The 17,693-nt window shown below is 41.4% G+C and carries 14 protein-coding genes; 7 read left to right on the top strand and 7 right to left on the bottom strand.

Going from position 1 to position 17,693, the window contains the following annotated elements:
* Nucleotides 1-41: 41 nt before the first annotated feature.
* From hutC to hutH, 3 genes are read left to right on the top strand one after another with little or no spacing between them, the layout of a single operon-like run.
* Nucleotides 42-770 (top strand): histidine utilization repressor, encoded by a 729-nt coding sequence (hutC, locus tag PISS_RS01435; RefSeq protein ID WP_058155442.1) that lies wholly within the window; start codon nucleotides 42-44, stop codon nucleotides 768-770.
* 22 nt (nucleotides 771-792) lie between these two features.
* On the top strand, nucleotides 793-2,472 hold the full coding sequence (gene hutU / locus PISS_RS01430) for a urocanate hydratase (protein ID WP_058154056.1): 1,680 nt from the start codon (nucleotides 793-795) through the stop codon (nucleotides 2,470-2,472).
* On the top strand, nucleotides 2,469-4,001 hold the full coding sequence (gene hutH, locus PISS_RS01425) for a histidine ammonia-lyase (RefSeq protein WP_058154055.1): 1,533 nt from the start codon (nucleotides 2,469-2,471) through the stop codon (nucleotides 3,999-4,001). The genes hutU and hutH overlap by 4 nt, the downstream gene beginning before the upstream one ends.
* On the opposite strand, the gene PISS_RS01420 is transcribed toward hutH, so the two are convergent.
* On the bottom strand, nucleotides 3,998-4,768 hold the full coding sequence (locus PISS_RS01420; protein WP_016899310.1) for a Rossmann-fold NAD(P)-binding domain-containing protein: 771 nt from the start codon (nucleotides 4,766-4,768) through the stop codon (nucleotides 3,998-4,000). The genes hutH and PISS_RS01420 overlap by 4 nt on opposite strands.
* A 621-nt stretch (nucleotides 4,769-5,389) precedes the next feature.
* On the opposite strand from PISS_RS01420, the gene secA reads away from it, so the two are divergent.
* Nucleotides 5,390-8,098, top strand: a complete 2,709-nt coding sequence (secA, locus tag PISS_RS01415) for a preprotein translocase subunit SecA (protein ID WP_013463887.1) — start codon at nucleotides 5,390-5,392, stop codon at nucleotides 8,096-8,098.
* Nucleotides 8,099-8,168: 70 nt separating this feature from the next.
* Nucleotides 8,169-8,567 (top strand): 8-oxo-dGTP diphosphatase MutT, encoded by a 399-nt coding sequence (gene mutT, locus PISS_RS01410; RefSeq protein WP_058154054.1) that lies wholly within the window; start codon nucleotides 8,169-8,171, stop codon nucleotides 8,565-8,567.
* A 109-nt stretch (nucleotides 8,568-8,676) separates the two neighbouring features.
* On the opposite strand, the gene PISS_RS01405 is transcribed toward mutT, so the two are convergent.
* The 3 genes from PISS_RS01405 to pmbA all read right to left on the bottom strand — a co-directional run bounded on the left by PISS_RS01405 (nucleotide 8,677) and on the right by pmbA (nucleotide 12,927).
* On the bottom strand, nucleotides 8,677-10,749 hold the full coding sequence (locus tag PISS_RS01405; RefSeq protein WP_058154053.1) for a M13 family metallopeptidase: 2,073 nt from the start codon (nucleotides 10,747-10,749) through the stop codon (nucleotides 8,677-8,679).
* 239 nt (nucleotides 10,750-10,988) lie between these two features.
* The gene (locus tag PISS_RS01400) at nucleotides 10,989-11,468 is read right to left on the bottom strand and encodes a DciA family protein (RefSeq protein WP_058154052.1); all 480 of its coding nucleotides are present in this window, start codon (nucleotides 11,466-11,468) and stop codon (nucleotides 10,989-10,991) included.
* 109 nt (nucleotides 11,469-11,577) lie between these two features.
* Entirely contained in the window at nucleotides 11,578-12,927 is a 1,350-nt protein-coding gene (gene pmbA, locus PISS_RS01395) for a metalloprotease PmbA (RefSeq protein WP_013463883.1), read from the bottom strand.
* Between the two features lie 145 nt (nucleotides 12,928-13,072).
* Here pmbA and yjgA point away from each other — a divergent pair, with 145 nt between their 5' ends.
* Together yjgA and hemN are read left to right on the top strand one after the other, a co-directional pair.
* Nucleotides 13,073-13,597, top strand: coding sequence for a ribosome biogenesis factor YjgA (gene yjgA / locus PISS_RS01390; RefSeq protein WP_013463882.1), 525 nt, complete (start codon nucleotides 13,073-13,075; stop codon nucleotides 13,595-13,597).
* Nucleotides 13,598-13,713: 116 nt separating this feature from the next.
* Nucleotides 13,714-15,087: an oxygen-independent coproporphyrinogen III oxidase gene (hemN, locus tag PISS_RS01385; RefSeq protein WP_058154051.1), complete on the top strand. Its 1,374-nt coding sequence runs from the start codon at nucleotides 13,714-13,716 to the stop codon at nucleotides 15,085-15,087.
* Nucleotides 15,088-15,159: 72 nt separating this feature from the next.
* Here hemN and PISS_RS01380 read toward each other — a convergent pair whose 3' ends face one another.
* The 3 genes from PISS_RS01380 to PISS_RS01370 form a co-directional block, all read right to left on the bottom strand.
* Complete coding sequence (locus PISS_RS01380) at nucleotides 15,160-15,675, bottom strand: DUF2489 domain-containing protein (RefSeq protein WP_024602131.1); 516 nt, start codon at nucleotides 15,673-15,675, stop codon at nucleotides 15,160-15,162.
* Nucleotides 15,676-15,687: 12 nt separating this feature from the next.
* Complete coding sequence (gene yihI / locus PISS_RS01375) at nucleotides 15,688-16,272, bottom strand: Der GTPase-activating protein YihI (RefSeq protein WP_013463879.1); 585 nt, start codon at nucleotides 16,270-16,272, stop codon at nucleotides 15,688-15,690.
* A gap of 732 nt (nucleotides 16,273-17,004) precedes the next feature.
* Entirely contained in the window at nucleotides 17,005-17,637 is a 633-nt protein-coding gene (locus PISS_RS01370) for a c-type cytochrome (RefSeq protein WP_013463877.1), read from the bottom strand.
* Nucleotides 17,638-17,693: the final 56 nt, after the last annotated feature.

The following is a 17,693-nucleotide window of genomic DNA, read 5'->3' as shown; positions in this document are numbered from 1 at the left end:
CTTATTAAGTATTGTTTATTTTTAATACACCAAAAGCGTTTATGCCAACACCTAAATTTACACAAATAAAACAGTTTATTGTGGATAAAATACGCAGTGGGCTTTGGCTTGAAAACCAACGCGTGCCCTCAGAAAATGAACTGGCAAAGCAGTTTGCGGTAAGCAGAATGACCGCACGTCGAGCGTTAAGTGAGCTAACTGATACAGGCATTTTAACCCGTAGCCAAGGGCTAGGTACTTTTGTCGCAAGCTTTAAGTCGCAGTCATCACTACTGGAAATAAAAAACATTGCACATGAAGTCAAAGAGCGAAACGGAAACTACAGCTGCACAGTACAGGTGTTGGAATCAATCAATGCCGTGGCGCCAATTGCTATTGCTTTAGGTGTTGAGGTAGATAGTGTGGTGTATAGAAGTGTCATTATTCATAACGAAAACGACAGTCCCTTGCAAGTTGAAGAACGCTTTGTAAACCCGTTACTTGCCAAGGATTATTTACAACAAGATTTTACCGCTCTCACCCCACACGAATACCTATCAACGGTTGCCCCTTTAACACAAGCAAGGCATACCGTAGAGGCTATAACGCCAAATAATGAAATGTGTCAATGGCTTAACCTATATAACGAAGAGCCTTGTTTACAAGTAATACGCCGCACTTGGTCGGTTAACGGGATTGTTAGCTTTGCACGACTTATATCGCCGGGCAGTAAGTACCGCTTGGGCGGACAATTAACATTTAAAAATAATAATAAAGCGCATAACGCATAACACTATTAAACAGGAGTGAACAATGAATCATCGACTGGACACACAGCGCACAATACGCGCGCAACATGGCAATCAAATAACCACCAAAAGCTGGCAAACCGAAGCGGCTAAACGCATGCTAATGAATAATTTAGACCCTGATGTTGCCGAGCACCCTCAAGCTTTGGTGGTGTATGGCGGGATTGGCCGTGCTGCACGTGATTGGCCAAGTTATGACAAAATAATTGCTACACTGGAACGCCTTGAAAATGACGAAACCTTATTAGTGCAATCAGGCAAACCTGTGGGTGTATTTAAAACTCATAGCAATGCACCACGGGTATTAATTGCCAATTCAAACCTAGTACCGCACTGGGCAAATTGGGAGCACTTTAATGAGCTAGATAAAAAAGGCTTGATGATGTATGGCCAAATGACCGCAGGGTCTTGGATTTACATTGGCTCTCAAGGCATAGTGCAAGGCACTTACGAAACGTTTGTGGCTATGGCAAAACAGCATTTTGCTGGTAATGCTAAAGGTAAGTGGGTATTAACGGGTGGTCTTGGAGGTATGGGGGGCGCACAACCATTAGCGGCTACTATGGCAGGCTTTAGTGCCTTGGTGGTGGAATGTGATGAAAGCCGTATCGATTTTCGGATAAAAACAGGATATGTCGATGTAAAAGCCACAGATCTTGAGCATGCACTAAAATTAATAACAGATGCTTGCATAAAAGGAGAAGCGCTTTCTGTGGGGTTACTAGGTAACGCCGCCGATGTGTTTAGTACCTTGGTAAAGAGTGGTATTACTCCCGATATAGTTACCGATCAAACCTCAGCTCATGATCCACTTAACGGTTACCTGCCACAAGATTGGAGTATGGAATACGCAGCTAAAATGCGAATCGATAACCCACAAGCAGTTGTAAAAGCGGCTAAACAGTCAATGGCAGTCCAAGTAAAGGCGATGCTGGCACTACAAAAAGCGGGCGCAGCAACAACCGACTATGGCAATAATATTCGTCAAATGGCCCTAGAAGAAGGCGTGAGTAATGCATTTGATTTCCCTGGGTTTGTGCCTGCGTATATTCGTCCATTATTTTGTGAAGGTATTGGTCCATTTAGGTGGGTAGCGCTATCTGGCGATCCTGAAGATATTTATAAAACCGATGCAAAAGTAAAAGAGCTCATTCCAGATGATAAACACCTGCATAATTGGCTTGATATGGCGCGTGAGCGAATTCAATTTCAAGGCTTGCCTGCACGTATTTGTTGGGTCGGTTTAAAAGATAGAGCGCGCCTTGCTGTTGCCTTTAATGATATGGTTAAAAGCGGTGAGCTTAAAGCGCCGGTAGTTATTGGACGGGATCATCTCGACTCAGGCTCAGTTGCCAGCCCTAACCGTGAAACTGAAAGTATGAAAGATGGCTCCGACGCGGTCTCCGATTGGCCACTATTAAATGCCCTGCTTAATACCGCAGGCGGTGCTACTTGGGTATCACTTCACCATGGCGGTGGTGTAGGCATGGGGTTTAGCCAGCACTCAGGCGTAGTGATTGTTGCCGATGGTACTGATGAAGCAGAGCAGCGTCTTGCTCGAGTATTATGGAACGATCCCGCCACCGGTGTAATGCGCCATGCTGATGCGGGTTATGAAATTGCAAAAAACTGTGCGCAACAGCAGCAGCTAGACCTACCAATGCTTAATGAGGACAAGTCATGATTTCATATACACTCAAACCGGGTCAGCTTGACTTAAACACGCTAAGAAAAATTAACAAATCAGCCATACACTTAACTCTGGCCAATGATGCACAGGCGCAAATAGCTGCCAGTGCTCAAACAGTCCAAAACGTGATAAACGAACATCGCACTGTATATGGTATTAATACTGGCTTTGGGTTATTGGCCAATACTAAAATCGCTGACGATGAACTCGAACTATTACAACGCAGTATCGTGCTTTCACACGCCGCAGGTATTGGTGAGTTAATGGATGACAGCACCGTTAGATTGATGATCACACTAAAAATAAACTCTTTATCGCGCGGTTATTCTGGTATTCGCTTAGCTGTGCTTGAGTTTTTTATGCAGCTGCTTAAAAGTGAAGTTTACCCTTGCGTACCTAAAAAGGGCTCAGTGGGTGCATCGGGCGATTTAGCACCGCTTGCGCATATGTGTTTGCCTTTATTAGGTGAGGGTAAAATGCGTTATCAAGGTGAGCTGATAAGCGCTACACAAGGGCTAAAAATTGCAGGGCTTGAGCCACTAACATTAGCTGCAAAAGAAGGGTTAGCCTTATTGAATGGCACCCAAGCATCCACTGCATTTGCACTACAAGGCTTATTTAGAGCCGAAGACTTGTACGCACAAAGCTGTGTTATTGGCTCTATCAGTATAGAAGCGGCCATGGGCAGTCGCGCGCCATTTGATGCGCGTATTCATGACATTCGTGGTCAGCAAGGGCAAATAGATACGGCTCACGTATTTAGAGAATTACTCGATACCCACTCACAAATTAGTGACTCACATATTAATTGTGAAAAAGTACAAGACCCATATTGCCTGCGTTGCCAGCCGCAAGTTCTTGGTGCATGTTTAACCCAAATACGTCAAGCCGCCGAAGTACTACTGTGTGAATCAAACGGAGTAACCGATAACCCTCTCGTATTTGCCGATGTAGGGGATATTATTTCAGGCGGAAACTTTCATGCTGAGCCCGTCGCTATGGCCGCTGATAACCTGGCGATTGCTATTGCTGAAATTGGCGCCTTAGCTGAGCGACGTATTGCTCTATTGATTGACTCTAATTTATCAAAATTACCGCCATTTTTAGTAAAAAACGGTGGGGTAAATTCAGGATTTATGATTGCTCAAGTCACCGCAGCAGCACTGGCCTCTGAAAATAAATCCTTAGCGCACCCAGCTTCGGTAGATAGCTTACCGACTTCAGCAAATCAGGAAGACCATGTTTCCATGGCAACGTTTGCAGCACGACGACTAGTTGATATGGCTAATAATACGCAGGGCGTACTGGCCATAGAATGGCTCAGTGCTGCCCAAGGGCTTGAGTTTAGAGCACCACTACGCGCGTGTGATAAAGTAGAAAGTGCCAAAGCACTGCTACGCCAACATGTTAGCTATTACGACAAAGACCGGTATTTTGCTCCCGATATTGAAGCGGCCAACACGCTACTAAGTGAAGGTAAGTTGTGTGACTTTATAAAAAACTCGCCCTTACCTTCTTATTAAATACCATACTGATAACTAAAACCCAGTGCTTCTATCGCTGAGCCAATAACTTTGCGCTCAGCGACCTCATTACTACTAAAGCTCGGCATTTGTGTGCCATACAGCTCACACTTTTGTGCATAATAATCTGCTTTGGTCGGGTGCGCTGGGTTCACCACGTTATAAATGCTCTGTCCTTGCGACCAGTTATTAAGGACCGCATAAATAGCATTGATCACATCTTGTTGATGCACCATATTCACCACTTGCTGACTAGAGGTATTGAGTTCTTTACCCGCCACAAAACGACCAGGCTCTCTATTTGGCCCCAACAATCCGGCTAAGCGAAGCACTTTACCTTGCTGTTCAAGCACTTGCTCTTCAGCGTCATACAGCTTTATTTGTCGCTCGTTAGTGCCTGATATATCGCTGCTTTCACTATAAACGCCAGGTTCTTGATCATACACCCCAGTCGATGAGCACAATAAAAAGCCTTTGCAATTAAGCTCAGTTGCCAGCTTTAACGCCTGCTCAAGCACTTGCGGGTAATCACTTTCGCTATCTCGACTGCGAGGCGGGATTGCACAGACCCAATACGCATTTTGTAAATCCACTTGGTGCTGCAACTCACCGTTTTGTAAAACAAACTGACGTTCAAAATCAAATTGATGAGTGTCACTACGATGAGTCCCCTGCACTTGCCAACCTTGTTTTTGTGCATCAATACATAAGGCTTGGCCAAGCCAGCCAGCGCCAAGAACGACTAAATTATCTTTGTTGGTTTGCACTTTATTTACCCTTATTAAAACTCAATCAACGCGTTTTATAGCGATAAAAAATATAATTAACTTTATGCGACTAAAAATAATTTTAGCAAACGCTGGTTGCAGAAGATATTAACACACGCTTTTTTTGCAATTAGTAATCTCTTTAATGATACCGCAACCATTCATTACATACCTGCAGATAAAGCGTATGACTTAAGTGACTTACCGAGAGTAATATATAAAACGATTGCTCAATTTAAGCTTTAAAAAACGATGGCTGCTAACAAGGCGTTTAAGGGTGAAATTTAAGCGCTTTGCTCTTGTTTTTAATTTATTCAGCACCATATCTTTAGGGTCTGTTTATCTGCAGTTTGAATCAAGTTTCGTTACATAACGCTATTTTTATGAGCGAGATCTCATTTTTCTGTTTTAAATGAAGATCTTTTTATTGAGGTAGTTTGATGTTTAGCAGAGTCTGGTATAGTAGCGCAGGTAATAAACAGTGCTTTTTAAGCAGCTTAATACAAAATTGCTAATTAATGTGTCCTAAAGGTTAATTTAAAGAATACATTAATTATCAATTGTAAAAAATGGGTTAGCCGATGCACGGCTAGCAAAAAAACACATTGTAACGGTTTTATCATGATATCTAATTTATTTACCAAGATTTTTGGTAGTCGCAATGACCGCACTATTAAAAACCTAAGAAAGACGGTCGCACTGATCAATGCACTTGAAACGCAGCTAGAAGCGCTTTCAGATGAAGATTTAAAAGCTAAAACAGCCGAGTTTAGAGAGCGTTACGATAACGGACAAAGCTTAGGCGATATTCTACCAGAAGCATTTGCAGTGGTGCGTGAAGCATCAAAGCGTGTAAACGGTATGCGTCATTTCGACGTGCAGTTATTAGGTGGTATGGTTTTACACCAAGGTCGTATCGCAGAAATGCGTACCGGTGAAGGTAAAACACTCACAGCGACACTGCCGGCTTATTTAAATGGTTTAACAGGTAAAGGTGTTCATGTCATTACCGTGAATGACTACTTGGCCAAACGTGATGCTGAAACCAATCGCCCATTATTTGAATTTTTAGGGTTAACCGTAGGCTGTAATGTTCCGGGCATGATGCCACAACAGAAAAAACAAGCTTATGCAGCTGACATCACTTATGGTACCAATAACGAATTTGGTTTTGATTACCTGCGTGACAACATGGCATTTAGTATTGATGAGCGCGTACAACGCCCATTATTTTATGCTGTAGTGGATGAAGTGGATTCAATCCTTATTGATGAAGCACGTACGCCACTGATTATTTCTGGTCCCGCTGAAGATAGCTCTGAGCTATACACTGAAATAAATACCATCGTTCCTCTACTTGAATTACAAGAAAAAGAAGACGAGGAAGGGATTGAAGGCGATGGCGATTTCACTATCGATGAAAAATCTAAGCAAGTTCATCTTACTGAGCGTGGGCAAATAAAAGTAGAAGAGTTACTTACCGAGCGCGGCCTAATTGAAGAAGGTGACTCACTGTATTCAGCAGCGAGCATCACGCTACTTAGCCACGTTTATGCCGCCCTTCGTGCGCACAAGCTTTACCAAAAAGATGTTGACTACGTTATTAAAGAAAACGAAGTCATCATTATTGATGAGCATACAGGTCGCTCTATGGAAGGACGCCGTTGGTCAGAAGGTTTACACCAAGCTGTAGAAGCAAAAGAAGGTGTGAAAATTCAAAACGAGAACCAAACGTTAGCTTCTATTACGTTCCAAAATTACTTCCGCTTGTACGAAACGCTAGCAGGTATGACAGGCACAGCCGACACAGAAGCGTTTGAGTTTCAGTCTATCTACGGTTTAGACACTGTGGTTATGCCAACCAATAAACCAATGATCCGCGATGATCGCGCTGATTTAGTTTACTTAACGCAAGAAGAAAAGTACGAAGCGATTTTAGCAGACATTAAAGACTGTCAAGAACGTGGTCAGCCGGTACTTGTAGGTACTATCTCAATTGAAAGCTCTGAGTACTTATCGCAGTTTTTACGCAAAGAAAAAATTAAGCACAACGTACTTAATGCTAAATTCCACGCACAAGAAGCAGACATTGTTTCTGATGCGGGCTTACCGGGCACAGTCACCATTGCCACCAACATGGCCGGTCGTGGTACCGATATTGTACTTGGTGGTAATTGGAACAGCGAAGTTGAAAAACTTGAGAACCCAACTGACGAACAAATTGCTGAAATAAAAGCAGCATGGAAAATTCGCCATGATGCGGTAATTGATGCTGGCGGCTTACACATTATTGGTACTGAGCGTCATGAATCACGTCGTATTGATAACCAATTACGTGGTCGTTCTGGCCGTCAAGGTGATGCCGGTTCAAGCCGTTTTTACCTATCGATGGACGATGCGTTAATGCGTATTTTTGCTGGTGAACGCATGACTAACATGATGCGTAAACTAGGTATGCAACGCGGTGAAGCGATTGAACATCCATGGGTTAACCGCGCAATCGAAAACGCTCAGCGTAAAGTAGAAGCACGTAACTTTGATGTGCGTAAACAGCTACTTGAGTACGATGATGTAGCAAACGACCAACGTCGTGTTGTTTACTCTCAACGTAATGAATTGCTTGAAGAAGGTGATATTTCAGAAACGATTACTGCTATCCGTGGTGATGTGCTCGCTGGTGTGATTGATCAATACATTGCTCCACAAAGCTTAGCTGAAATGTGGGATATACCAGGACTTGAAGAACGCTTAAAACAAGACTTCTTAATTGAGTTACCAATTACTCAGTGGTTAGCTGATGACAATAAACTGTATGAAGAAAAACTGCGTGAGCGTATTGAAGAAGCGGTTGAACAAGCTTACAAGCAAAAAGAAGAAATGGTCGGCGATTCTGTACTGCGCCAGTTTGAAAAAGCCATTATGCTTCAAAGTCTTGACCAACATTGGAAAGACCATCTTGCTGCAATGGATCACTTACGCCAAGGTATTCACTTACGTGGTTATGCACAAAAGAATCCTAAGCAAGAGTACAAACGTGAGTCGTTTGAATTGTTCTCTGAAATGCTAGAAAACTTAAAAGTCGATGTCGTCGGTATTTTAAGTAAAGTGCAAGTTCGCGCTGAAGAAGATGTTGAAAAAGTAGAAGAGCAACACCGTAAAAGTGAAAATGCCCCTCGCGAATATCAACATGAAGAAGCAGAGCACGTAGGTGGTGAAGCACCACAAAGCGCTCAGGTTATGGCGCGTAGCGAGCCAAAAGTGGGTCGTAACGATCCATGTCCATGTGGTTCAGGTCAAAAATACAAACAATGTTGTGGTAAATTAAAATAACACCACTTTGTTAAGTTAGATAAAAAGCGACGCTTGCGTCGCTTTTTTTATGCTATTTAAGGGAGAGATAATGACTAAAGTAATCATCAATGTTGCTGTGGGTGTAATTAAAAAAAATAACAATGTGTTTATTTGTAAACGTGCAGATGAACAGCACCAAGGCGGCTTATGGGAATTTCCAGGCGGAAAAGTTGAAGCCGGAGAAAGTGTTTTTCAAGCACTGAAGCGCGAATTATTTGAAGAAGTAGAACTGACTATTCATAGCTCAAGCGAACTTGTCACTATAGAGCACGACTATGGCGATAAATGCGTACGACTTAATGTACACGTGGTCAGTAACTTTAATGGTCAAGCTCATGGCGCAGAAGGGCAACCAAGCGAATGGGTCAGCATAGACGAACTTGATAACTATGATTTTCCTGCGGCCAATGTCGAGATTATCAGCGCCATAAAAACGAAATATAGCTAGTTTTATCATCAAGTATAAAAGTAACTAAAAAGCCAGTGAGCATCATGCTCACTGGCTTTTTATTTTGCGATTAGTGGGGCCTAACCGCTTAAGCTAATTTCAGCTTAAATTACCAAATTTTTACGCGATCTTCAGGCTTGATATACATTTTATCGCCCTCTTTAACATCAAACGCTTGGTAAAATTCCGGCATGTTCGACAAAATACCAATCACGCGATAATGACTCGGTGAATGTGAATCGGTCATTAAACGATTGCGCAATGCTTCATCACGGTATTTACGACGCCAAATTTGCGACCAGCCCATAAAGAAGCGTTGGTCGCCCGTATAGCCTTCAATAATGGGCGCTTTAGAATCACCCAGCGATAATTGATACGCTTTATAAGCGACGGTTAAGCCGCCTAAATCACCAATGTTTTCACCCAGTGTCAGCTCACCATTAACGCTGGCATCTTCAAACGGTTTATATTGATTATACTGCGCAACTAAGGCAGCACTTCGCTGTTCAAACTGCTTAAGGTCTGACTCGCTCCACCAATTACGTAAATTGCCATCACCGTCGTATTTTGCACCTTGGTCATCAAAGCCATGGCCTAACTCATGGCCAATAACCGCACCAATAGCACCATAGTTAACCGCATCATCTGCTTCTAAATTAAAGAAAGGAGGCTGCAGAATCGCCGCAGGGAATACTATTTCGTTATTCACTGGGTTGTAGTAAGCATTCACTGTTTGTGGCGTCATATGCCACTCAGAGCGATCAACTGGCTTACCTAATTTAGCAACCATATCTGCATAAGCCCACTCACTGTAGCGAATATAGTTACCTACTAGTTCATCAGGATTAATTACTAAATCTGAATAATCTTTCCATTTATCTGGGTAACCAATTTTAGGCGTAAACTTATCCAGCTTTTCTTGCGCCGCAACTTTTGTTTCAGGGCTCATCCACTCAAGGTTTTCAATTGCCACTGAATAGCCTTTAATCACGTTATCAACTAATTCTTCCATGCGCGCTTTCGCTTCTGGCGGGAAGTTTTCTTTAACGTAGACTTTACCTAAAATTTCACCCAGTACACTGTTTGATGCATCAACGGCTTGCTTCCAAAGTGGCGCTTGCTCTTCAACACCGCGCAATGTGGTGCTGTAAAAATTAAATTTCAAATCCACTAAGTCTTTATTTAGCAACTGCGCGTAATTACTAACGAAATGGAATTTTAAGTAGTTTTGCCAAACCGATAAGTCTGTATTTTTGAAAATGTCTGCAAATTTTTCAAAGTAACTTGGTTGGCGCACAATCAACTCTTGGGCATCAACACCAACGGCTTCAAAGTAAGCACTTAAATCAAAATCTCCCATTAACGTGTTAGCTTCAGCTACTGACATTTTATTATATGATTTTGTTGCATCACGACTTTGTACCCGACTCCACTGTGCCTCAGCAAGTGTCGTTTCAAGGGCAAGTATCGCTTTGGCTGCATCAGCGGCATTATTAACGCCAGCTTTAGCTAAAATATCGGTAATATAGGTTTGATATGCCGCGCGAATTTTTGTGAATTTTTCATCATCTTTTAAATAATAATCACGGTCAGGTAAACCAAGTCCCGCTTGATAGGCATAAAGCGCATTTTCACTTGAGTTTTTAGCATCATTATTAACATACCAGCCAAAAGGAAGATCTCCGCCTTTAACTTGTAGCTGTGCCATCAATGTGACCAACGCGACTTTATCTTTTACTGTATCAATGCTTTTAATAGCTGGCTCAAGTGGTAACATCCCTAACTCTTCACGAGCATTTTCAGCCATGTAGCTAGTATAAAATGCGCCGATCTTATATTCATCTGAACCTGGCTTTGCGCTGCTATTGGTACTGGCATTTTCTAGTACTGTTTTCATTGCTTTTTGCGATTCATCATATAACTGTGAGAACGACCCATAGTTTGACTTATCGCCAGGGATTTCAGTTTTTTCTAACCATTTACCGTTTACGTGGTAGTAAAAATCATCCTGTGCACGAACACTTTTATCGATATTTTGTAAATCAACACCTAAGGCACCAGGGGTTGCTACCGGTGCGGTTACTGTTGTTGCTTCTGCTTGCATTTCTTGTGGCTTTTCGCCGCAACCAACCAAACCTAACGCCAATGCAATACTGGCGGCAGTCATTGTTATTTTTTTCATAAGAATTCCGTATATTAATTAGAATAAATACGCATTTCATTAAGATTTGATAACTCAAAAAAACAACAATAGGATGCAGTCTATTATCTGCTTAATGAAATACGCATCAGCTACAACCTAATTTAGGAAGTACTAACTAGGCATGATAAACCTGATTTAAATAACAATAAAATCGAATATGTAACAAAGTATTTTAAAGCCAGCAAAACAAACCGAGCAAGGTGTCAAATGGTATTTAATTAAGGTTTATTTTTACCGTGTAAAGCTAAGCGTTGAAGCTTTTCTTTTAATGACGGTGGAGCAGAATCGGCGATCGCATTTAAATAATCAGCCGTTTGTTCACTCATTTTAAGGGAGTTCGTTGGTTTGCCATCAGCCACTTTAGGTCGAGTGCTTAACCGTTGAGTTGCCTGTGGATTGGCAGTAATTTTTATTTGCCCAAGCTCGGCCATACCCGCGGCTCTAAAATGCGATTGCATGTCCATTTTTAAATAATTAAGCCTAAGCGCAATAGGTGCAGAAACAGCTTCTATCATTAAGGTGCCGTCACGGTAATTACTTACTCGGCACTTTTCACCTAACTTAGGGCCTAAGAAATCGCGCAACAATTGTTGCTGTGTATCCAGTGCATAGCTTTTTCCCGCATAGGCTGCTAAGCGGTTGTTCAGCCCAGCCATAATATCGGTTAACGGTTTTGGCGCATATCTATCTTTAGCCATATCACACCTTAAAAACATCAAAAGAAGGCTTGCTTAAATTAAACTTAATTTAAGCAAGCAAAGTGGGTTTATACCAATTCACTGAAATAAATATTATTGCGGATGGGTATTAAGCACCTGCTACTTGCATTTGTTCAATCAGTACTGAACCAGTCTGAATCCCGCCGCGACGTTCTATATCGCCACCTATAGCGGAAATACCTTTGAACATATCTTTTAAATTACCAGCAATCGTAATTTCGCTTACTGGGTATTGTATTTCCCCATTTTCAACCCAAAAACCAGCCGCACCGCGAGAGTAGTCACCGGTTACGGTATTCACGCCCTGCCCCATCAATTCTGTAACTAATAAGCCCGTACCCATGGTTTTTAATAATGCAGTTAAATCTTGATGCGTCTGTTCTACTAACCAATTATGAATACCGCCAGCGTGCCCTGTTGGGGTCATATTCATTTTACGTGCCGCATAGCTTGCTAATAAATACGTTTGTAACTCGCCACCGTGAATTATTTCTCTGTCGAGAGTTTTAACCCCTTCGCTATCAAATGGCGATGATGCTAAGCCTTTAAGTAAGTGCGGACGCTCTGAAATATTAACGGTTTTGCTAAATACCTGCGTGCCTAAGCTATCCAATAAAAAGCTGGATTTACGATACAGTGCGCCACCACCAATTGCTGATACCAAATGGCCAAACAATGAATTAGCAATATCGGCTCTAAAAATAACCGGCACTTTCATGGTGCCTAGTTTTTGGCTGTTTAGTTTTGCTAGGGTTTCTGCTGCAGCTTCAAGTCCAACACTTGCAGCATCTTTTAACCCCGCTTGATCGCGAGAAATCGTGTAGGCTGAGTCGCGCTGCATATGCTCGCCCTCTTTACCTATCACCATAGTGCTTATGCTGTGGCGAGTACGTGGAAAGCCTGCAATTAAACCATGGCTGTTACCATATACTCGCAACCCTTGATGCGATGAAAAGCTCGCGCCATCTGAATTCACAATTCGCTCATCGGCGTTTAATGCGGCTTGCTCTGCGGCATGACACAAATCAATCCCTTGCTCTGGGCTTACATCCCAAGGATGAAACAAGTCTAAATCTTTAGGGGCAAACTCAAGCAGTTCTTTATCAGCAATGCCATTACATGGATCGTCTGAAGTGAATTTAGCAATATCGATGGCTTTTTCGACCACAGCACGTAATGTTTTAGGATTTAAATCAGCCGTTGATGCCGAGCCTTTGTTATTGCCAACATACACGCTAATACCTAAACCACCGTCTTGATTAAACTCAATGGTTTCTACCTCCCCCATGCGCGTACTTACCGACAGCCCCGAAGTGCTAGACATAGCAGCTTCTGCAGCGGTAGCACCTAGTTTTTTAGCATGTTCAAGTACTTCTGATACAGCGTCTTTTACTTGAGAGATTTGCGAATAAATTGGATCTTGGTGTTGGCTTTTCATAAATTCTGTCCTGAGCCCTGAAGGCCATATTGCACACATTTTTTATATTTAAATGCTAACACACTCACTGCACCACATCAGCTAATATTAATCACTAAAAGAATCGCGTATAATAGATGAAGTTATTTTTATTTAAGAGCACCCCATGGCGAAGAAAAAAGGCAAGCCTGCTGAAATTGAAGAAGAAATTATATATGTATCAAAAAGTGAACTTAAGCGCGAAGCGCAAGAGTTTCATCAGTTAGGATCTGAAATTGCCAAAATGGGTAAAAAGCAGCGCGAACGCCTGCCGCTCAATGATGACTTAAAAGAAGCAATGGTGGTTGCTGATAAAATAAGTAATAAAAGTGATGCTTACCGCCGACATTTAAATTACATCGCAAAAACCCTTCGTACGGTAGAAAATATTGAAGAAATTAAAGCGATCATTGATGTCATGCTTAATAAAAATAACCAAGCTGAGGTTATGATCAAAAAAATTGAGCAACTGCGCAGTGATTTAATTGAACAAGGCGATGACTTAATTAACGAAACAATTGAACAATATCCAGCTCTTGAGCGCCAAAAAATGCGCCAAATGGTGCGTAATGCTGCCAAAGAAGTAAAAGCTGAAAAACCAGCGAGAAGCTACAAAGAGTTATTTCAGTACTTAAAAGACGCCATAATGTAACGCAGCCGCGTTATATATTAAAAAGGTGCTGCGGCACCTTTTTTTGTTGTAGATCAAAACCTCCTCCCCTTTGCTTTTTTACAATACGCAGCAACTTAAAAGATAAGGTGCGCGTGATGATTAAACTTCCTCAATGGGATCAAACTTTAATAAACAAATACAATGTATCGGGCCCGCGTTATACGTCTTACCCGACCGCACTTTCGTTAGCTGATGGTTATCAGCAACAAGATTTGATTAGCGCTATTGAATCATCGCAAACCCGTTCGTTGTCTTTATATATTCATATTCCTTTTTGTAGTCAGCTTTGTTATTACTGTGGCTGTAATAAAGTCATTACTCGCCACCAATCTAAAGCCGATACCTACCTAGACTTTTTAGCTAAAGAAATTGCAGCACAAGCGCCGCTGTTTCAAGATTATCGGGTTGAGCAATTACATTTGGGGGGCGGCACACCAACTTTTTTAACCGCAGCGCAAATGACGCGCTTAGTAAAGCTGCTAGAGCAACACTTTAACTTTAGCGATACCTGCGAGCGCGGTATCGAAATCGACCCTCGCTCACTGGCTGACAATATGCTGGTTGATTTAAGCGAGTTGGGGTTTAATCGTGTGTCATTTGGTATTCAAGATTTTAATGATCAGGTTCAGCTGGCTGTTAATCGCCCTCAGCATGTTGATGAGGTACAGCAATTAATTACCCAAGCAAAACAGTTGGGCTTTAAATCAATTAATGCTGATATGATTTATGGCCTGCCACTACAAACACCTGAGAGCTTTACGCAAACGATTGAGCAACTTATTGCCTTAAACCCTGACCGCGTTTCAGTATTTAACTACGCTCATTTACCAGAACGTTTTGCCGCCCAACGTAAAATTAAAGACGCCGATTTACCCAGTGCGCATAATAAGCTCACCATGTTTAAAAATACCCTAGAGCAAATGACGCAGGCGGGCTATCAATTTATAGGTATGGATCACTTTGCAAAAGTTGATAATGAGCTAGCCATTGCACAAAATACGAATCAGCTGCATCGTAATTTTCAAGGCTACACCACTCATGGCGAGTGCGACTTATTGGGCTTAGGTGTCTCGTCTATTTCACAAATAGGCACAGCGATATTACAAAATAAAAAAGAGTTAAAACATTATTATCAAGCAGTTGATGAGCAAGCAGGCAGTGCCATTAATAAAGGCATGCATTTAACCCAAGATGATCTTATTCGCGCCGATGCGATTAAGCAGCTTATTTGCCAGTTTGAGCTTGATATGAGCGTATTCGCTAACAGACATAAAATCAGCTTTAATGACTACTTTCAAGATGCTTTAGAGGCACTCGCACCATTAATTGCCGATGAAATGGTAACAATAGAAAACAACCTAATTAGCGTAACACCAAAAGGGAATTTATTTATTCGTATTATTTGTATGTGCTTTGATGCGCATTTACAAAAACAGATAAATGCCACTCGCTTCTCACGCGTTATATAATTTAAAACTAGCACGCATAAAAAAAAGCAGACCAAGGTCTGCTTTTTTTATATATGCCGTAAAATCTAAGCGCTAGTTAAAAACCACGTTTTCGCTGCCTTGGGCTGCTTTAAACTCAACAATAATTTTTTTACAGTCAGCTTCAATTTCATCACTCAGTGATTCTTCTGCGCGCCAGCGCGCCGTGTCTTGCTTAAAAATTTCTTTTTTAGCGTACTTTTTGCGCGAATCATGGGTTGGCATTTCTTTTACCACGTCGTACATTTTATAAATACCCGGGTATGCACTCGTTAGGTCGCGCTCAGTATCAAAACTATATTGCGACATAAGCACCCAAATACGTAAGCACCCCTCAGAGTAATCACATTGCTTTTCATTCATAGCACGTGCAATTAAATGAATACTATCGGCTAACTTCGCATTACGCTTTAAACGCGACTGTTTTAGCTTTTGCTGTTGCTCTGCCTGTTTTTTGCTAATTAGCTTTTTTTGCACATTTAGCTTATAGAGCAACTGACCCGCATAAAATGCCAAGCCCGCTATAATAGCAGCACCTACAACTAAGGCTAAGATCACTGCTGTACTCATTGCGTGTCCTTATTACTTATCTTCGTCGTCATCTAGCCATTCATTCGCTAGATCGTTTGATAGGTATTGATCAAAGTCTGAATTACTGTCTTCATCGCTGAAGTCATCTTCAAACTCTTCTTCATCTTCAATGCCTAATAATTTACAAAGCACTTGGTGACGCGCTATGCGGCTATTAAAGTATTTTGCATCTTTACCCGTTAGCATTTCACCTTGCTCATGACGCTCAACTAATTTAAGTAAGCGCTCATCATTTTCAAGGGCTTCTAACTCTTGTTCAGGCGTTAATTCTGGTTCAACAGCCTTTTTAAGCTCTGCTACAGGTTTAAGGTTACGTTTCATTTCGATTTTTGGTTCAGCAGCAGGTGCAACCAATGGCACTGCTTTTTTACTACCAACGCGTTTATCTTTAGCAGCCGAACCTGCTTTTTGAGTGTCATTACTCAATGCATCCGGTGCATTACGTGAACCAGGCTTAGCGCCCTTAGTTTTTTTAACACGTTGCTCTTTCAATGCGCGCATTTCTTTAAGCTTATCTTGGCTTAAACGAACGGGACCATTTGATGGAATTTTACGTGACTTTTTCTTTCTACTCATATCTTGATCGTCTCACTTAAGAGGTTTTGAGCGAGGCGCAACTCAATGGGCATCGCGGTGCTGGCCTAGCCAGGAGAATTCAGTTTGGGCGTTTTGTGCGCCAAAGCACAGTTAAGGTGCTTTTTTTAAACGGGGGGTATTGTAACAGGACAAATAAAAAGGCGGTAGAGAAAACATCTCTACCGCCTACTAATCTGAGCGCCATTATATGGACACTTCTCCCTTCGACTTTTTAGTCTTTATTGTTTTTATTATTATTTTCTATCCGTATTTTTATTATTTATCTTCCGTGTAGCATTCCATTTTGTTTTTATTATTAAACTTCCATGAGTATTTTATTATTTTCGGTCTTCCTAACACTTTTTTGATATTTCCTTTGGTAGCACACTCTATGTGCTATTCAGTCGTGCCGCGCTACTATCCTTATAACGTTTTCCTATTTGTTATTGTTTTTGCGACAGGGGTTAATTTACTCGTTAATAATTTTGTTACAACTAATTTATATCTTTTTTCTTGTACTACATATGACAAAAAACACTAAAAAATATAAATTACAATAAGTTATATTAAAAAATAAAAATAAAATGAGATTTTTCTTACACCAAAGTATGGTCAATGTCTTACAAGAGAAGGAGCTTTATCGGTCACGGCAGGCACAAAAAAAGCAGCTAAAGCTGCCTTTTTCACTAATTAACATTATATTATGTTAACAACATCTAAATAAATACGACTTTAGTGTAGACCACCAAGGTATTTAGAGAGTGTTTCAATGTCTTTATCTGTTAGTTTCTTTGCAATGTCCTGCATAACACCATTTAGGTCGTTATTACGAACACCATCTCTGAACTGTTCAAGTTGTGACTTGATGTATTCTGGATGTTGGAAAGAAATCTTTGGGAATTTAGCAAGTGAAGAGCCATTACCACGTGGACCATGACAAGCCGCACATGATGGGATACCGCGCTCAGCATCACCTGCTTTATATAACATTGCGCCTGTTTCTTGAACATCTTTCGGTGTAGCACCTTCAGACATGTTCAAAGAAGCAAAGTAAGCAGCCAAGTCTTTCATATCTTGATCACTTAATGGCATTGCCATACCGCTCATTACTGGATTCATACGACCTTCTTTACCGCCCGAAGTCATACCTAATTTAAATTCAGTAAGTTGCTTGTATATGTAATCTGCGTGTTGGCCTGCAATTTTTGGGTAGATGTTAACCGGCGCATTACCGTCTGGGCCGTGACAAGCCGCACACGTTGCTGATTTTTCTTTACCTGCGTTTACATCGCCATCAAATGCTGTTGCGTTGCTTGCTGACAACGCACCAAGCAATATAGTTAAAGATAGTGCTATTTTTTTCATGGTGAATTCTCTGTTTCCGACCCTGTATCATCTACAATATGGATGTTGTGATTTTT

Origin of the sequence: Pseudoalteromonas issachenkonii (assembly GCF_002310795.1) — a bacterium.
GTDB classification, from domain to species: domain Bacteria; phylum Pseudomonadota; class Gammaproteobacteria; order Enterobacterales; family Alteromonadaceae; genus Pseudoalteromonas; species Pseudoalteromonas tetraodonis.
The sequence above is the reverse complement of the archived record's forward strand: the minus strand, read 5'-3'. Positions and strand labels throughout refer to the sequence as shown.

Excerpts from the sequence above, each read along its gene's own strand:
- hutC (WP_058155442.1), top strand. The coding sequence starts at position 42 with ATGCCAACACCTAAATTTACACAAATAAAACAGTTTATTGTGGATAAA.
- hutU (WP_058154056.1), top strand. The coding sequence starts at position 793 with ATGAATCATCGACTGGACACACAGCGCACAATACGCGCGCAACATGGC.
- hutH (WP_058154055.1), top strand. The coding sequence starts at position 2,469 with ATGATTTCATATACACTCAAACCGGGTCAGCTTGACTTAAACACGCTA.
- secA (WP_013463887.1), top strand. The coding sequence starts at position 5,390 with ATGATATCTAATTTATTTACCAAGATTTTTGGTAGTCGCAATGACCGC.
- mutT (WP_058154054.1), top strand. The coding sequence starts at position 8,169 with ATGACTAAAGTAATCATCAATGTTGCTGTGGGTGTAATTAAAAAAAAT.
- PISS_RS01405 (WP_058154053.1), bottom strand. The coding sequence starts at position 10,749 with ATGAAAAAAATAACAATGACTGCCGCCAGTATTGCATTGGCGTTAGGT.
- PISS_RS01400 (WP_058154052.1), bottom strand. The coding sequence starts at position 11,468 with ATGGCTAAAGATAGATATGCGCCAAAACCGTTAACCGATATTATGGCT.
- pmbA (WP_013463883.1), bottom strand. The coding sequence starts at position 12,927 with ATGAAAAGCCAACACCAAGATCCAATTTATTCGCAAATCTCTCAAGTA.
- yjgA (WP_013463882.1), top strand. The coding sequence starts at position 13,073 with ATGGCGAAGAAAAAAGGCAAGCCTGCTGAAATTGAAGAAGAAATTATA.
- hemN (WP_058154051.1), top strand. The coding sequence starts at position 13,714 with ATGATTAAACTTCCTCAATGGGATCAAACTTTAATAAACAAATACAAT.
- PISS_RS01380 (WP_024602131.1), bottom strand. The coding sequence starts at position 15,675 with ATGAGTACAGCAGTGATCTTAGCCTTAGTTGTAGGTGCTGCTATTATA.
- yihI (WP_013463879.1), bottom strand. The coding sequence starts at position 16,272 with ATGAGTAGAAAGAAAAAGTCACGTAAAATTCCATCAAATGGTCCCGTT.
- PISS_RS01370 (WP_013463877.1), bottom strand. The coding sequence starts at position 17,637 with ATGAAAAAAATAGCACTATCTTTAACTATATTGCTTGGTGCGTTGTCA.